The sequence below is a fragment of the Pseudoalteromonas sp. BZK2 genome (assembly GCF_014349195.1).
Classification (GTDB): Bacteria; Pseudomonadota; Gammaproteobacteria; order Enterobacterales; family Alteromonadaceae; genus Pseudoalteromonas; species Pseudoalteromonas simplex.
Map to the genome: position 1 here is coordinate 80598 of NZ_JACSOG010000006.1, position 14523 is coordinate 95120.

Sequence of the window (14523 nt, forward strand, 5' to 3'; positions counted from 1 at the left end):
TCTCCTATAAAACGTTAGATTAAACCAGCCACTTTGCGTGCTTGGTCTAGGTCAAATTCTTTATCATTAATCTTTAAATAGCTGCGATTTTCATCACAGACAACCGTTGCTTCAATTACGCCCGGTAAAGCAACAAGACGAGAAGCAAGCGCTTGTGCCTGCTGCTCTGAACTTAATTCAGTCATTAAGCTAATTATTTTACTTCTTGGTGGGACTTGCATATTCCAAGCAAGGATAAGCCATATTACCCCAACAAGTGCCGCCGCCGCAAACACTGCTTGCGCACTTAATGCTTGAGCAACGTAACCCCCTAATAAACCACCTAAAAAGGCACCAAAAAACTGCGTAGATGAAAATACCCCCATCGCAGAACCTTTCTGGTTTGCTGGGGCAATACGCGAAACAAGTGCAGGCATGGTTGCTTCTAAAAAATTAAAAGCAATAAAGTAAACCAACATACAAATACCGATGCCAATCACCGAATCAACCCATAACGACATCGCGAGCATACTTAAAACAAGCAGTGCGATTGAGCCAATAAAGGCTTGTTTTTCTTTTTCTTTACGAATAGCCACAATCATCATTGGTGCCATCAAGAAAAACGCTAAAAACAGCACAGGGATATATAAATACCAATGATGGTCTGCAACTAAGCCGTCTTTTATCAGTTGGCCTGGTAAGGCTACAAATACGGTAGTTAATGTAAGATGAAGCAGCATTACGCCAAAATCGAGGCGTGCTAATTGTGGGTGTTTAATCAGTTGCTTAATATCATCAAGCGTAGCAAGTGTGTCACCTTTTGGCGCCTTATTGACAGCATTAGGCACCAAAAACAACACAATTAAAATACCTAAAATGGCCAGTCCTGCGGTAAGCCAAAATACCCCAGCAACTCCCCACGATGCAGCAACAATAGGCCCTAGTAGCATAGCAACAGCAAAGCTCATACCAATACACATACCAATCACGGCCATAACTTTCGGACGTTGTTCATCACGGCTTAAATCAGAAGCAAGCGCCAATAAGGCACTGGCAATCGCCCCCATGCCTTGAAGTGCACGCCCAAGCGTAACCATTTGCACAGACTCAGCGGTTGCCGCAATCACTGAACCAAGAGCAAACATACAAAGGCCACCAATAATCACTTTTTTGCGGCCAATCTTATCAGACAACCACCCCATCGGTATTTGTAACACCGCTTGCGTTAAACCGTAGGCACCAATAGCAAAGCCAATCCAAAGCGGCGAAAACCCTTCTAGTTGCTGACCATAAATCGCCAATACTGGCATCAGCATAAATAAGCCAAGCATACGGAATGCAAAGACGCTCGCCAACGAAACGGCAGCGCGTTTTTCTCGAGAGTTGAGTGAAGATGCTGTCATGAATTACTGATCTTGCTGTCTATTTAAATTTGAGCGTGGATTCTACCACAAGCGAAAACTAAATAATCACCTGTAAGCGATGATTTTTTCTTTGATCAAGGATTAATCTTATCGCGTATTATGAGATACTGAAAAAATAATTAGGTAATAAAACGAGATAGCATGGAAAACATTGAAGTCCGAGGCGCCCGTACGCACAATTTAAAAGACATCAGCCTAACCATTCCCCGTGATAAGCTGATAGTTATCACTGGCCTATCTGGTTCAGGGAAATCGTCTTTAGCGTTTGATACTTTGTATGCAGAAGGGCAACGTCGTTATGTTGAGTCACTGTCAGCGTATGCGCGACAGTTCTTATCACTAATGGAAAAACCCGATGTCGATCACATCGAAGGCTTATCGCCGGCTATCTCTATCGAGCAGAAATCAACGTCGCATAACCCGCGTTCAACGGTCGGTACAATTACCGAGATTTACGATTACCTACGTTTATTATTTGCCCGTGTAGGTGAGCCTCGCTGCCCTACTCACGATTTACCGCTTGCAGCACAAACGATCAGCCAAATGGTCGATACGGTTTTAGCGCTTCCTGAAGGAAGTAAGCTAATGCTATTAGCGCCAGTGGTAAAAGATCGTAAAGGTGAGCACGTTAAGCTGCTTGAGCAACTCGCAAGTCAAGGCTTCATTCGCGCCCGTATCGATGGCGAAGTCTGTGACTTATCAGATCCACCGACCCTTGAGCTTCATAAAAAGCATACTATCGAGGTCGTGGTTGACCGTTTTAAAGTTAAAGATGGCCAACAACAGCGTTTAGCTGAATCATTCGAAACAGCCCTTGAGCTATCAGGTGGTATTGCCCATGTAGCGGCAATGGACGATTCACTCAGCGAAGACATGCTGTTTTCTGCTAATTTTGCCTGCCCAACGTGTGGCTACGCTATGAGTGAACTTGAGCCGCGTTTATTCTCGTTTAATAACCCGGCAGGTGCGTGTCAAAGCTGTGATGGTTTAGGTGTGCGTCAGTATTTTGATCCAAACCGTGTTGTACAAAATCCAGAGCTAAGTTTATCGGGCGGTGCAATTAAAGGCTGGGACAAACGCAGCTTTTATTACTTCCAAATGCTGCAAGCTGTCGCAGAGCACTATAAGTTTGACCTAGAAGTACCTTTCCAAGAGCTTAGTAAAGAGGCCAAAAAGGTAATTCTTGAAGGTTCTGGCAAAACTAAAATTGCCTTTAACTATCGTAACGACCGTGGCGACTTAATTACGCGTAACCATGAGTTTGAAGGCGTTTTAAATAATATGAATCGCCGCTACCGTGAAACCGAGTCAAACTCAGTGCGCGAAGAGCTTGCTAAATACCAAACAAGCCAAGCGTGTCCGAGCTGTCATGGCTCGCGACTACGTGAAGAAGCTCGCCATGTATTTATAGGTCAAACAAACTTGCCAGCTATCACCACAATGAGTATTGGTGAAAGCATGGCATTTTTTGATGGCTTGAATCTAACTGGTCAGCGCGCCCAAATTGCCGAAAAAATTCTCAAAGAAATTCGCGACCGTTTATCTTTCTTAATCAATGTCGGCCTTAATTATTTATCACTTGAGCGAAGTGCCGATACCCTTTCTGGTGGTGAGGCTCAGCGTATTCGTTTGGCAAGCCAAATTGGTGCAGGCCTTGTTGGTGTTATGTACGTACTGGATGAACCATCAATTGGTTTGCACCAACGCGATAACGACCGCCTACTAAAAACCCTTATTCACTTACGCGATTTAGGCAACACCGTTATTGTGGTTGAACATGACGAAGATGCCATTCGCGCTGCGGATCATATTATCGATATCGGCCCGGGTGCCGGTGTTCATGGCGGCCATGTTATTGCACAAGGTACCCATGACGATATTCTAGCTAGCAAAGATTCAATCACGGGCCAGTACCTCTCTGGCGAAAAGAAAATCGAAGTACCGGCGGCTCGCCATCAAACTACTGACAAATGGCTTGAGTTATTTGGTGCCACAGGTAACAACTTAAAGAACGTTGATTTACGTATTCCATTTGGCTTAATGACCTGTATCACAGGTGTATCAGGCTCAGGTAAATCGACACTTATCAACGACACTTTATTTAAGCTGGCTCATACAGAGTTAAATGGCGCAACGACCGCAGAAGCGGCACCGTATAAGTCAATCAAGGGTCTAGATCATTTTGATAAAGTGATTGATATTGACCAAAGCCCAATTGGCCGTACTCCGCGCTCAAACCCAGCAACTTACACCGGTATTTTCACCGGTATTCGCGAGCTATTTGCGGGTACTCAAGAAGCCCGTTCACGTGGCTATAAAGTGGGCCGTTTTAGCTTTAACGTTAAAGGTGGCCGTTGTGAGGCTTGCCAAGGCGATGGTGTGATCAAGGTAGAAATGCACTTTTTACCTGATGTGTATGTACCTTGTGATGTATGTAAAGGTCAGCGCTACAACCGTGAAACCCTCGAAGTACAGTACAAAGGTAAGAACATTCACCAAGTACTCGAAATGACCGTAGAAGATGCCCGTGACTATTTTGATAAAATTCCGGCTATTGCACGTAAACTGCAAACCCTAATGGATGTAGGCTTGTCGTATATTCGCTTAGGTCAAGCTGCTACTACCCTCTCTGGTGGTGAAGCACAGCGTGTAAAACTAGCTCGCGAACTTTCAAAACGCGATACAGGTAAAACCTTATATATCCTTGATGAACCAACTACGGGTTTACACTTTGCTGATATTCAGCAATTATTAGTCGTGCTTCACCGCTTACGCGATCACGGTAATACCATTGTTGTTATCGAGCATAACCTTGATGTGATCAAAACCGCAGACTGGATTGTCGATTTAGGCCCTGAAGGCGGCTCAGGCGGTGGTGAAATTTTAATTTCTGGTACACCTGAAGACGTTGCCGATTGTGAGCGTTCACACACAGGAAGGTACTTAAAACCATTACTATAAAAAGGATATTGCGTGCGTAGGTATTTAAAAATTGCAAAATGGCGCGCTAATAAACAGTTTCAACAACAGCAACGTAGCTGGCAGCCTCATAAAACGAGACTGGTTGAACAGTTAAAAGCCATTTGGTTTAACTTAAGTACCGCGCAAAAGCTCTATCTTTTAGCATTAAGCAGCCTGATTGTTCTGCAATCGGGCTGGTTAAGTGCCACCATCACCATTATTGCGCTTGTTATTGAGTTTTGGCCCAAATTTAACCAACTTTGGCACTCGCTTGCCGGCAAAGCACTGATTTTAATCTTCTATGCCAGTATCGCTAATTTTGTGTTGGCTGGTGCAAGCGGCATAGTTAATGATGTAACTCATGTCTCAGCTAGTCACTTTAACTACACACATAACTTTGCCACCCTGTTATATTTACCACCTTGGGCAATGGGAATAACCCTAGGTACTTTATTGTTATTTCAACTTTTTTTACCTTTTTATATTTTTGTTTTATTGCTGATAAAGCCATTTGGCTCTGAGCGAGTTAAGTTTATTAGTCAAAGCTACTCACCATTATTAACTGCCATTGTACGCTTTGTTTTAGCGTCGGTAGTTTTTATTAACTTAATTTCATTTCTTGATGATAAGCCACCTGAAGAAGTGCTCGACAATATGGTCAGCACCTTTGTGGATAGTAAAGTCATTGCCAAGGAATCAGGTGAAGAACAGCAAAAAGCAGTCGAAGAACTTGGTGAAAAGCTCGAGCAACAACTTCCTGAAAATACACAAAGCTCAGCCCCAAGCCAAGACGTAGATATAGAAGTTGACGGCGAAACCGCTGAAAACCTTCGCCAATTTTTAGATACCAAAGGTTACTTTGAACGTAGCAAACGTTTAATTGCCATGTTTGCTTACAGCTTTGAAGCCGATAGTTATTCACGCTGTTTAAAAGCAGAAAACAGTAAAGCCGTTGAGCTGAATGATTATGAGATTGTGCAAGTAACCCCTGATCACCATGCTGAGTATGGCTATCGATTTGAAGTCATTGCGTGCGACTCGCCAGGCGTTACCCCAGTAGAAAAATAGCGCAGCAATCTATACTACTCACTTGGCTTACTGCGTTTTTCTCTTATGAAATGAAATATCGAAAGCCCAATAAAGCCAAAGCAAACTAAGGCGATTACTAAATTAGGTATAAAAATAAGTAACATAGCGGCATCATAGCCGATCTTTGCGAATGCAGCACAAAGGCTACCAATGATAAGCTCAGTTAAGATTAGCTCCCATTCTAATGAGCTATTCGCAGGTACAGTTTTAGCCGCATAATGTTTTACTTTAAAACCCATATCAAAACCTCCAAGTTCCTATTTGCTGCATCCAAACTATCATCAAAAGACAAAACCGCAAAAATTAAATGGTTTAAAACCTTATTTCCTCTCATAAGAATTAAATTTAAACCATTGAAAATATTCAAATTAATATTTTCAAACCTTATATATAAATTGCTTAGAACTAGATAAGCGACTCTAGCAGCTTTCCTCGCTATTGTAGTTTCCATCAACGGGCTACCAACCAATTTTGCTTCGCTGATAAAACTAATCAACCAATTAAAGGAATTAAATTATGGCTAACTCAGTCTTAAAAATGATGTCACTTTTAGCGGTCACTGCAATCATTATTACATCAACGAATACCTTACTTAATGCTCAAGGTACTCAAAAGCTAAACAAGCAATTAGAGACCTCTATCGAAGCATCTATTGAGCAAATGAACAATAAAATTGATCAGCAAATTGAGCAACAACTGAATAAGTAATACTTGGCTTGCTCAGCATGCTGAGCAAGCTTCTTTAAATTAACAGGCTTAAATAATGAAAACACTAACTAGACACTTGCTAATCTCATCAATTGCTGCGACAGGCCTATTAATAAGTGGTTTTAGCACTGCAAAAAGTGCCGTATGGAAAGTTAGTAGAGGTGATGAATTTATATATGTTGCTGGTTCAATCCACATTTTGCCGCCCAAGGAACTCCCCCTTCCTGATGAATTTAATCAAGCGTATAAACAGGCTGATATCTTAGTACTTGAAACTGATGTACCTGCACCAAGCGATAGCTCAGCACAACTCACTATGCTTAAAACTCTTAGTTATCAAGCTGGCGAAACACTGAGTAGCAAGTTATCAGCAAAGGTGAAACAGCAACTAGAAGAACAACTTGCCCAGTATGATATGAAACTCAGCGAACTCGATAGCTTTCGCCCCTTTATGTTAAGCGTGCTAATCATGTCGCTAGAACTTCAAAAGCAACAACTTATGGGTGAAGGTGTTGATAGTTACTTCGCGAAATTAGCTAAGCGAGATAAAAAAGAAATCGCTTATCTAGAGACCGTGGCTTTTCAATTAGATCTGTTTAAACAAATCGGTAGCCAAGACGAAAATGCCTTTATTGAGTCACTATTAACGCAAATTTCTAGTTACCAAGCACTGTACATCGCAATGCTTGATGCATGGAAAAATGGCGATATGCAAGCAATAGATGAACTTACTCTTATGCCTTTACAAGAACATGACCCTAATACTTACCAAATGTTGATCAAGCAACGAAATCTAACTTGGCTTGGTCATATTGAAAATTATTTTACTAATTCGCAAAAAGAGTTACTGCTCGTTGGCACAGCCCACTTAGCTGGTGAAGATAGCTTGTTAGGCTTATTAAAAAATAAAGGTTATGTAATTAAACAATTGAATACAGGTGAGAAATAAAAAATGGAAAAAACAGACAAAACCGCTGCTGCACTTATCTGTTTATTTACAGTATTAATGGCGCTTAGCTTTTAATAGCTAAAAAAATACCGCTATCAAGCGGTATTTTTATTTCAATAATTTATCACAAGCTTACGGGCGAGGGATAAAACCTACCGCATCGTAGACTGCTTTTAATGTTTTTTCAGCGCGGATACTCGCTTTTTCAGCACCTGATTTCATAATGCTATCAAGTAATGACTGATCTTCGCGAATTTCTTTAAAGCGTGCTTGAATTGGCTCAATCATATTAACAACCGCTGCTGCAGTGTCTTTTTTCAGATGGCCATACATCTTGTCCTCGTATTCTGGAACTAAATCTTCAATAGAGCGCTTAGTGGCCACTGATAATAAAGTAAGTAGGTTTGATACACCTGGTTTTTCTTCACGATCAAAGTAGATACGAGCTTGCTCGTCTGAATCGGTTACTGCTTTTTTCAGTTTCTTTTCAATCTTCTTCGGCTCATCTAATAACATAATGTAACCGTTTGGATTTTCATCTGATTTAGACATTTTCTTGAGCGGATCTTGTAAACTCATTACACGTGCGCCGAACTCAGGAATGTATGGCTCTGGTAGTTTGAACACGTCACCGTATAGGTTATTGAAACGTGTTGCAATATCACGAGTTAACTCAAGGTGTTGTTTTTGATCTTCACCCACTGGCACTTGATCCGCTTGGTATAGCAAGATATCAGCTGCTTGCAGCACTGGGTAAGAGAATAAACCCACATTAACGTTATTAGCATGCTTAGAAGACTTATCTTTAAACTGCGTCATACGGTTAAGCTCACCCATTTGAGCGTAACAGTTTAAAACCCAACTAAGCTGTGCATGTTCTGGCACTTGAGATTGTACAAATAACGCAGCTTTTTCTGGGTCGATACCACATGCAGCATACAGCGCAATACCGTCAAGCACGCGCGAGCGTAGTTGCTCAGGATCTTGGCGTACAGTAATAGCGTGTAAATCAACTAACATAAAGAAACTTTCGTGGTCTTCCTGTAGCTTAAGCCACTGGTTAATAGCGCCAACATAGTTGCCTATTGTCATACCACCGGTTGGCTGAATGCCACTTAACACTACTGGTTTACTCATGATGTTCCTTTATATTTTTACTAAACTAAAAAGACGAATTTAAAATGCACTTACCTTTGGGTAAGAACGGGTATTATATCTAAGAAATTCTCGCAGAGGTACTCTGGATTGAAATCAACAAGGTTTTCACCTTGGTTATAGCCATAACTAAGCGCAACAACATCCACCTTAGCCGCTTTGGCAGCCAAAATATCACTTTTAGAGTCGCCTATCATAACCGCTTTGGCTGGGCTGACATCTAATTGCTGACAAGCAAATAGTAAAGGCTCAGGTGATGGCTTCTTTGCCATATCATCACCACATACAATCAACTGAAAATGACTAGTCAGTGACAGTTTATCAAGTAGCTTTTCGGTAAAACGACGAGCCTTATTGGTGATCACCACTTTAGGAATACCAGCAAGGGCAGCAAGCCCGGTTTCTACATGTTGATAAAGCGCACTGTAATCGCCTACAACTTGGTCATAGTGCTGATAAAACAAATTAATTGCACGCTCAGCAAGGGCTTCATCTAAATGCTCACTAACTTGCATATCGCCACTCAAACCACGTTTAACAAGTGTTTCTATACCATTACCGACCCAGCTTTCAACTAGCTTTTGCGTAACAACCGGAAACGCTAGATCAGTTAGGGTCAGGTTCATCGCAATATATAAATCATAAACACTGTCGACTAGGGTGCCATCTAAATCAAAAAATGCCGCATCGTATTTCATGGCTCAACCTTTGCAAGCTCGTTACGCATCGCATCGATAACCGCTTTGTAATCTGGTTGATTGAAAATCGCCGAGCCTGAAACAAACATATCAGCGCCCGCTTCGGCAATTTCAGCAATGTTATCAACACCAACGCCACCATCAACTTCTAAACGAATTTTGCGACCTGAATCATCAATAATTTTACGCGCTTGGCGAAGCTTTTCGAGGGTATGAGGAATAAAGCTTTGGCCGCCAAAACCAGGGTTAACCGACATTAATAGCACCACATCAACTTTATCGAGCACATGCTCAAGGTAGCTAAGGCTGGTTGCAGGATTAAATACAAGCCCTGCTTGGCAACCACTGTCTTTTATGAGTTGCAAGGTACGGTCAATATGCTCACTGGCTTCTGGGTGAAAGCTGATGATAGAAGCGCCCGCTTCAGCGAAGTCGGGAATTAGACGATCGACAGGCTTTACCATAAGGTGCACATCAATCGGGGCTGTAATGCCGTAATCGCGCAGTGCTTTACAAATCATCGGACCAAAAGTTAGGTTTGGCACATAATGGTTATCCATCACATCAAAATGTACAACATCTGCTCCACTTGCTAGTACACGATCAACATCTTCACCTAAACGGGCAAAGTCGGCTGATAAAATAGAAGGGGCAATTAAATACTTTTGTAATGTTTCCAACATGAGAGATTCCATTAAAATTTGCGACTGCAAGAAGAGCGCATAATGTAACCCAATCGACTGCTGATTTAAACACCGCAGCTGATTGTTAAAGGGCGATTGCTTTAAGCTAATCCTTTTAGCCTATTGAATTAGTGTTATTTTAGTCAAAATTTGAGCAATAACTCTATTAAAAAGCCATCTACAACACAATAAAATGAAACAAATAATAAACATTAAATTTACTTTAAAGAGCTAATTTTATTAAATTTTTATTTAATTCAGCGATAATTAAGTTTGTTATTTGAGCAATTGTTATGTATGCTTGTTTAAGTAACACAAACAAGGGTTATTCTCATGCGTGCTTTTAAAATAGGGATCTTAATCGCGTCCGCACTTACGGTTGCTGCGTTTGTATCTTTTTCATCTGCTGATGAAGACGACTTTTTAGCAGCGGCGTCTGGTTGCTCATGCAACACGCTTAACGCATCATCATCTTCTGCTCAATGTATGAAAGCAGAACAAGAAACAGGATGGTTTTCTTGGTTAACGGGTGATAGCCGCAGTGCTCAGTTCCATTATCTTGATTTACTTGAGTTATTAACAAGTAGTGAAGAGTCAAAGAAAGTTAGCGGTTTAGGTTCTAAGTTCTAAATCGTATGAACAAATTCATGAGTGCATTACAAAGTGTCTTTGCGGCATTTTTTGGTGTGCAATCAGAAAATAAGCGTCAAGCTGACTTCAAAGAGCACTCGCTCAGTACTATCATCGTCATTGCCCTGATTTTTTTCAGTCTATTTGTAGCAGCGATTTATTTCACCGTTTCTTTGGTGCTAAATACATAGCCATTAGCTCGTTCACTTTATTGCGTGAACCGCCCTTGGGGCTAATCGTGCGTTTTACCTGGATCTCATCTAATGATGCTTGGCTGTAGATTTTACGCGTCCACACTGTATCGTGGTTAGAAATAAGTACCGGCGTGTTATTTTCGAATGCGGCTTGCTCAGCTAAATTCGCCAAGTTTGCTTGGTCATCTAAATTGAAACCGCCTTTAGCGTAAGAAGTAAATGAAGCTGTTTTACTCAAAGGCACATAAGGTGGATCGCAATATACAACCGCATTATTAGGAATAAGCTTAAATACCTTGTCATAACCTAAGCAAGTAAAGGTTGCTTGCTGAGCTTTTTCAGCAAAGAAATGCATTTCTTTTTCAGGGAAATACGGGCGCTTATATTTACCAAAAGGAACATTAAAAATACCTTTTAGATTATAGCGACACAACCCGTTATAGCCATGGCGATTCATGTATAAAAATAAAATCGCACGCTCATACACATCACTGCTTTGATTAAACTGAACACGATATTCGTAATAGGCTTCGGGGTGGTTATTAAGCTCTACAAACAACTTTTTAGCGTCGCTAATAAACTCATCGGGCGTGCGCTTAAGCTCAGTGTAAAGATTGATCAGATCCGCATTTATATCATTTAAAATATAATGCTTAAAATCAGTATTAAGGAATACAGAGCCAGCACCAACGAAAGGTTCAACTAAGGTGTCAGCATCCATACTCGCTTGCTTCAAGCGGGTACGAATATCTTCAACTAGGCTGTATTTTCCACCTGCCCATTTAAGGAAGGCTCTGGTTTTTTGCTGCATCTGCTCTTAACTTCAATTCGGTGTTGCGCGATTTTACACTAATCAGCTTTAATTTACTGATTTAGTGAAGCGATTTCTTGTTTAATTTTACTTATTTTTTTATAAAACGGCTGATTTTTACGCACATTATCAGAAAGTGTTGTTACGCCCTTCTTAGCATCATTCAGTGTGGTGTAACTACCATAAGTTACAATCCACCACGGCTTACCACTCCGTAAGCTTTGGTAAGTATTTACTTGCCCTTGCAAGCCATTTTCAGTAATAAACTTATCGCTAATCTCTTGTTTAGTCACCGCAAGTAATTGGATTACAAAATTGTCATCTGGCTGAGTTAAATACCACGCATTTCCTACTAATGGCAGCTCTGGCTCAATGGCAGACTCGGTTTGCTCAGCATCGTTGATGACGGCAGCTATAACTTCATCTGTCGTTGGTTGCTCAGTCTCATGTGTTATTCGCTCTGCTGGCAAAAGGCTATCAACAATCGCAGCCACGTTATTGTTATGACTTTCATTCTCACGGTTTTCTATCGCAGAGTTATCAACTGGCACCTTAGCTGCCTGAGTTGTGTTGTCCTCATCATTAGTAGCAACTTGCTGCTCGGCTTGAAGATCGTCTTGAGCTTGTTCTAGAACTAGCTCTTTGCTTTCTACTCGACCATTGATTACTGCTTCTGCAGGCAGTGCTGTTGCCACAGAGTTCGTTGTATCCTGCTGGTAATGCGCTTTCCACCACTCAGTCATATCAGCTTTATATAAAAAGCCAATGATCAGCACCATGGTCGTGATTAAGAGCAAAATTAAATAAAGCAGTTTATAGCTTTTTTCTGGTGCGCGAATGTCTGCAGTTTGTTGTTCAGGCTGCCAAGCAAGTAATAAAGCTGGGTTACCATGCGCTTCTTGTAAAAAGGTGCGAAAAACTGGGTCTTCTTCAACAGGGAGGTTATCGAAAAACCAACGCATCAGTTGCTTACTTTCACTTAAATTTAGCGACTCTAAGTGGATTTCAACTGCTTGACTAAACTGCCCTGCCGATTGTGATGCAATCAGTATGTATAACGTGCTCGGGCTTTGCTTGGCAAGGACTTCTAATTGCTGAATTAACTCTTCAGATAAATGACGCCCTCCATCAATGACCCATAAACAATCACCACAAGGCTGTTGTTTATAAAGTTGATAGAAGTTTTCAGACAAACTTAAAGCGTGATCAATTAGTGGGTTGCTAAAGCTTTGTTCTAACAGTTCAGTCATAAACTGTTGGTCGGTCATTTTTCCCGACAACTGAACAAACGCTTTATTAAAGTCGAGGTATTTATCCGTGATGAAGGTTTCTAATAAATAGCTTTTACCAAGGCCAGAAGGACCGAGTAAGCAAATTAGGTTTTGCCCATATTCAAACTGCAGAGCGATTCGATCAACTAGCGCAGCACGGCTAGGCAATATTTGCGATTGCATTAGCGCGCTATTAAATCACAAACCTGCTGATCAGTAACATCACTTACCAGCGCACATTGACCAAATTGGGTAGGTAGAATAAAGCGAATCGTGCCTTTTTTATTTTTCTTATCTTTACGCATGTGCGTTAAAAACTGCTCGCTGGTCATTTCTGCCGGAATATCGACAGGTAAATCATACTCAGCAATCAATTTAATAATGCGTTCAACTTCTGCTGCGTTTAAGTCATCACGGGTATGTGCAAGGCGTGCTGCCAGTACCATACCTGCCGCAACGGCTTCGCCATGTAGCCAATTACCATAGCCCATTTGCGCTTCAATTGCGTGGCCAAAGGTGTGCCCTAAGTTTAGTAATGCACGTAAACCGGCTTCTTTTTCATCTTGTGCAACAATCAAGGCTTTGATTTCACAACAGCGATAAATCACATGCTGTAAAGTTTGTTCATCAAGAGACTTAAGTTTAGTGATATTTTGCTCAAGGTAAGCAAATAACTCAGTGTCGTAAATAAGGCCATATTTAATCACTTCAGCCATGCCCGCTGCGAATTCACGCTCAGGCAAAGTATGTAGCGATTGCGTATCGATAAATACTGCTTGTGGTTGGTAAAACGCACCAATCATGTTTTTACCAAGTGGGTGGTTTACTGCCGTTTTACCGCCAACAGATGAATCGACTTGCGAAAGCAAAGTCGTTGGCACTTGAATAAAAGGCACGCCACGTTGATAACATGCAGCAACAAAACCAGTGAGATCACCCACCACACCGCCACCTAAGGCAATAAGGCAAGTATCGCGGCCACAGTTATGTTCAAGTAAGAACGCCGAAATCTTTTCAAACCACTCAAGTGATTTATATTGTTCGCCATCAGGGATGGTAAAAGATAACGGGTTTAGATCAGCCAACGACGTCATTACATCATCAAGATATAAAGGTGCAATGGTGTCGTTGGTGATAATGATAGGTCGACAGTCGCCGATGTGCTCGCGCAGCCGACCAGTCTCTTGAAGAGCAGATTGACCAATATAAATAGGATAACTTCGCTCGTCCAAATTAACTGTTAATTCAAGCATAGCTAGTTTCCTTTTTATTATTGGTTTTTAAAAATCTAATTTCTCGATGATTTGATTAGCAACAACTTTCGCGCTTTGCTCATCAGTGCGGACAACAAAATCAGCAACTTCTTTGTATAACGGTTCGCGTTCTTCAGCTAAGCGCTCTAGTACATCACGCGGTGCTTCTTCTGTTTGCAATAATGGGCGACGCTTGTCGCGCTGTGTGCGTGCAACTTGCTTTTCGATTGGTGTCTCAAGGTATACAACAATACCACGAGCAGAAAGCTTGTTACGTACTTCTTTACTGATCACAGAACCACCACCTGTTGCAAGAACGATACCTTGCATCTCAGTTAGGTCTGAAATTACAGTTTCTTCACGAAGTCGAAAGCCCTCTTCACCCTCAAGATCGAATACCCAAGCAATGTCTGCTCCAGTACGACGCTCGATCTCTTGATCTGAATCGAAAAATTCAAGGTGTAATTGGTCAGCAATGTGACGACCAATTGTGCTTTTGCCAGCCCCCATAGGGCCCACTAGAAATATATTACGTTTCTCAGCCATATCTTTTTAGTACAAACGAACTCTAAAATTTGAAATAAAACCCCGCCTAACGACCTGGCCCCAAAATTAAGGAGGGGATTATCTCAGTAATTGCTTGGGTATTTCAAGTCAATTAGCATAAAAAGCCAGATTACGAGCAATTAAAAATGCTAATTGCTCGTTGCTTAAGAAA

Annotated in this window: 15 protein-coding genes; 6 read left to right on the plus strand and 9 right to left on the minus strand. The window is 41.4% G+C overall.

Annotation, left to right across the window (positions count from 1 at the left end; translation table 11 throughout):
* Positions 1-14: 14 nt before the first annotated feature.
* Complete coding sequence (locus tag BIZ38_RS05235) at positions 15-1382, minus strand: MFS transporter (protein WP_187489764.1); 1368 nt, start codon at positions 1380-1382, stop codon at positions 15-17.
* A gap of 162 nt (positions 1383-1544) precedes the next feature.
* On the opposite strand from BIZ38_RS05235, the gene uvrA reads away from it, so the two are divergent.
* Together uvrA and BIZ38_RS05245 are read left to right on the plus strand one after the other, a co-directional pair.
* The gene (gene uvrA / locus BIZ38_RS05240) at positions 1545-4364 is read left to right on the plus strand and encodes an excinuclease ABC subunit UvrA (protein WP_187489765.1); all 2820 of its coding nucleotides are present in this window, start codon (positions 1545-1547) and stop codon (positions 4362-4364) included.
* A 12-nt stretch (positions 4365-4376) separates the two neighbouring features.
* Positions 4377-5432: a hypothetical protein gene (locus tag BIZ38_RS05245; RefSeq protein WP_187489766.1), complete on the plus strand. Its 1056-nt coding sequence runs from the start codon at positions 4377-4379 to the stop codon at positions 5430-5432.
* Positions 5433-5446: 14 nt separating this feature from the next.
* Here BIZ38_RS05245 and BIZ38_RS05250 read toward each other — a convergent pair whose 3' ends face one another.
* On the minus strand, positions 5447-5692 hold the full coding sequence (locus tag BIZ38_RS05250) for a hypothetical protein (protein ID WP_130151675.1): 246 nt from the start codon (positions 5690-5692) through the stop codon (positions 5447-5449).
* 277 nt (positions 5693-5969) lie between these two features.
* Between BIZ38_RS05250 and BIZ38_RS05255 the strand changes: the two genes are divergently transcribed.
* Positions 5970-6161 carry a hypothetical protein gene (locus BIZ38_RS05255; protein WP_138599271.1) on the plus strand — a complete coding sequence of 64 codons (192 nt, stop codon included), beginning with the start codon at positions 5970-5972 and terminating at the stop codon, positions 6159-6161.
* A gap of 55 nt (positions 6162-6216) precedes the next feature.
* Positions 6217-7110: a TraB/GumN family protein gene (locus BIZ38_RS05260; RefSeq protein WP_187489767.1), complete on the plus strand. Its 894-nt coding sequence runs from the start codon at positions 6217-6219 to the stop codon at positions 7108-7110.
* 132 nt (positions 7111-7242) lie between these two features.
* Here the strand turns inward: BIZ38_RS05260 and trpS are convergent, their stop codons facing one another.
* From trpS to rpe, 3 genes are read right to left on the minus strand one after another with little or no spacing between them, the layout of a single operon-like run.
* Complete coding sequence (trpS, locus tag BIZ38_RS05265; protein WP_054552798.1) at positions 7243-8247, minus strand: tryptophan--tRNA ligase; 1005 nt, start codon at positions 8245-8247, stop codon at positions 7243-7245.
* A gap of 50 nt (positions 8248-8297) precedes the next feature.
* On the minus strand, positions 8298-8963 hold the full coding sequence (locus tag BIZ38_RS05270) for a phosphoglycolate phosphatase (RefSeq protein ID WP_187489768.1): 666 nt from the start codon (positions 8961-8963) through the stop codon (positions 8298-8300).
* Positions 8960-9646: a ribulose-phosphate 3-epimerase gene (rpe, locus tag BIZ38_RS05275; RefSeq protein WP_138599274.1), complete on the minus strand. Its 687-nt coding sequence runs from the start codon at positions 9644-9646 to the stop codon at positions 8960-8962. The genes BIZ38_RS05270 and rpe overlap by 4 nt, the downstream gene beginning before the upstream one ends.
* Positions 9647-9979: 333 nt before the next feature.
* Here rpe and BIZ38_RS05280 point away from each other — a divergent pair, with 333 nt between their 5' ends.
* Both BIZ38_RS05280 and BIZ38_RS05285 read left to right on the plus strand, forming a co-directional pair.
* Positions 9980-10276: a hypothetical protein gene (locus BIZ38_RS05280; protein ID WP_054552801.1), complete on the plus strand. Its 297-nt coding sequence runs from the start codon at positions 9980-9982 to the stop codon at positions 10274-10276.
* A gap of 5 nt (positions 10277-10281) precedes the next feature.
* Positions 10282-10467 (plus strand): DUF2970 domain-containing protein, encoded by a 186-nt coding sequence (locus tag BIZ38_RS05285; protein ID WP_054552802.1) that lies wholly within the window; start codon positions 10282-10284, stop codon positions 10465-10467.
* On the opposite strand, the gene BIZ38_RS05290 is transcribed toward BIZ38_RS05285, so the two are convergent.
* From BIZ38_RS05290 to aroK, 4 genes are read right to left on the minus strand one after another with little or no spacing between them, the layout of a single operon-like run.
* Positions 10439-11281, minus strand: coding sequence for a Dam family site-specific DNA-(adenine-N6)-methyltransferase (locus tag BIZ38_RS05290; protein WP_054552803.1), 843 nt, complete (start codon positions 11279-11281; stop codon positions 10439-10441). The two genes, BIZ38_RS05285 and BIZ38_RS05290, sit on opposite strands and share 29 nt — an antisense overlap.
* Before the next feature lie 53 nt (positions 11282-11334).
* The gene (locus BIZ38_RS05295; RefSeq protein WP_187489769.1) at positions 11335-12735 is read right to left on the minus strand and encodes an AAA family ATPase; all 1401 of its coding nucleotides are present in this window, start codon (positions 12733-12735) and stop codon (positions 11335-11337) included.
* Complete coding sequence (gene aroB / locus BIZ38_RS05300) at positions 12735-13805, minus strand: 3-dehydroquinate synthase (RefSeq protein WP_054552805.1); 1071 nt, start codon at positions 13803-13805, stop codon at positions 12735-12737. Before aroB ends, BIZ38_RS05295 begins: the two co-directional genes overlap by 1 nt.
* 27 nt (positions 13806-13832) lie before the next feature.
* Positions 13833-14351, minus strand: a complete 519-nt coding sequence (gene aroK / locus BIZ38_RS05305) for a shikimate kinase AroK (RefSeq protein WP_036973192.1) — start codon at positions 14349-14351, stop codon at positions 13833-13835.
* Between the last annotated feature and the right edge of the window lie 172 nt (positions 14352-14523).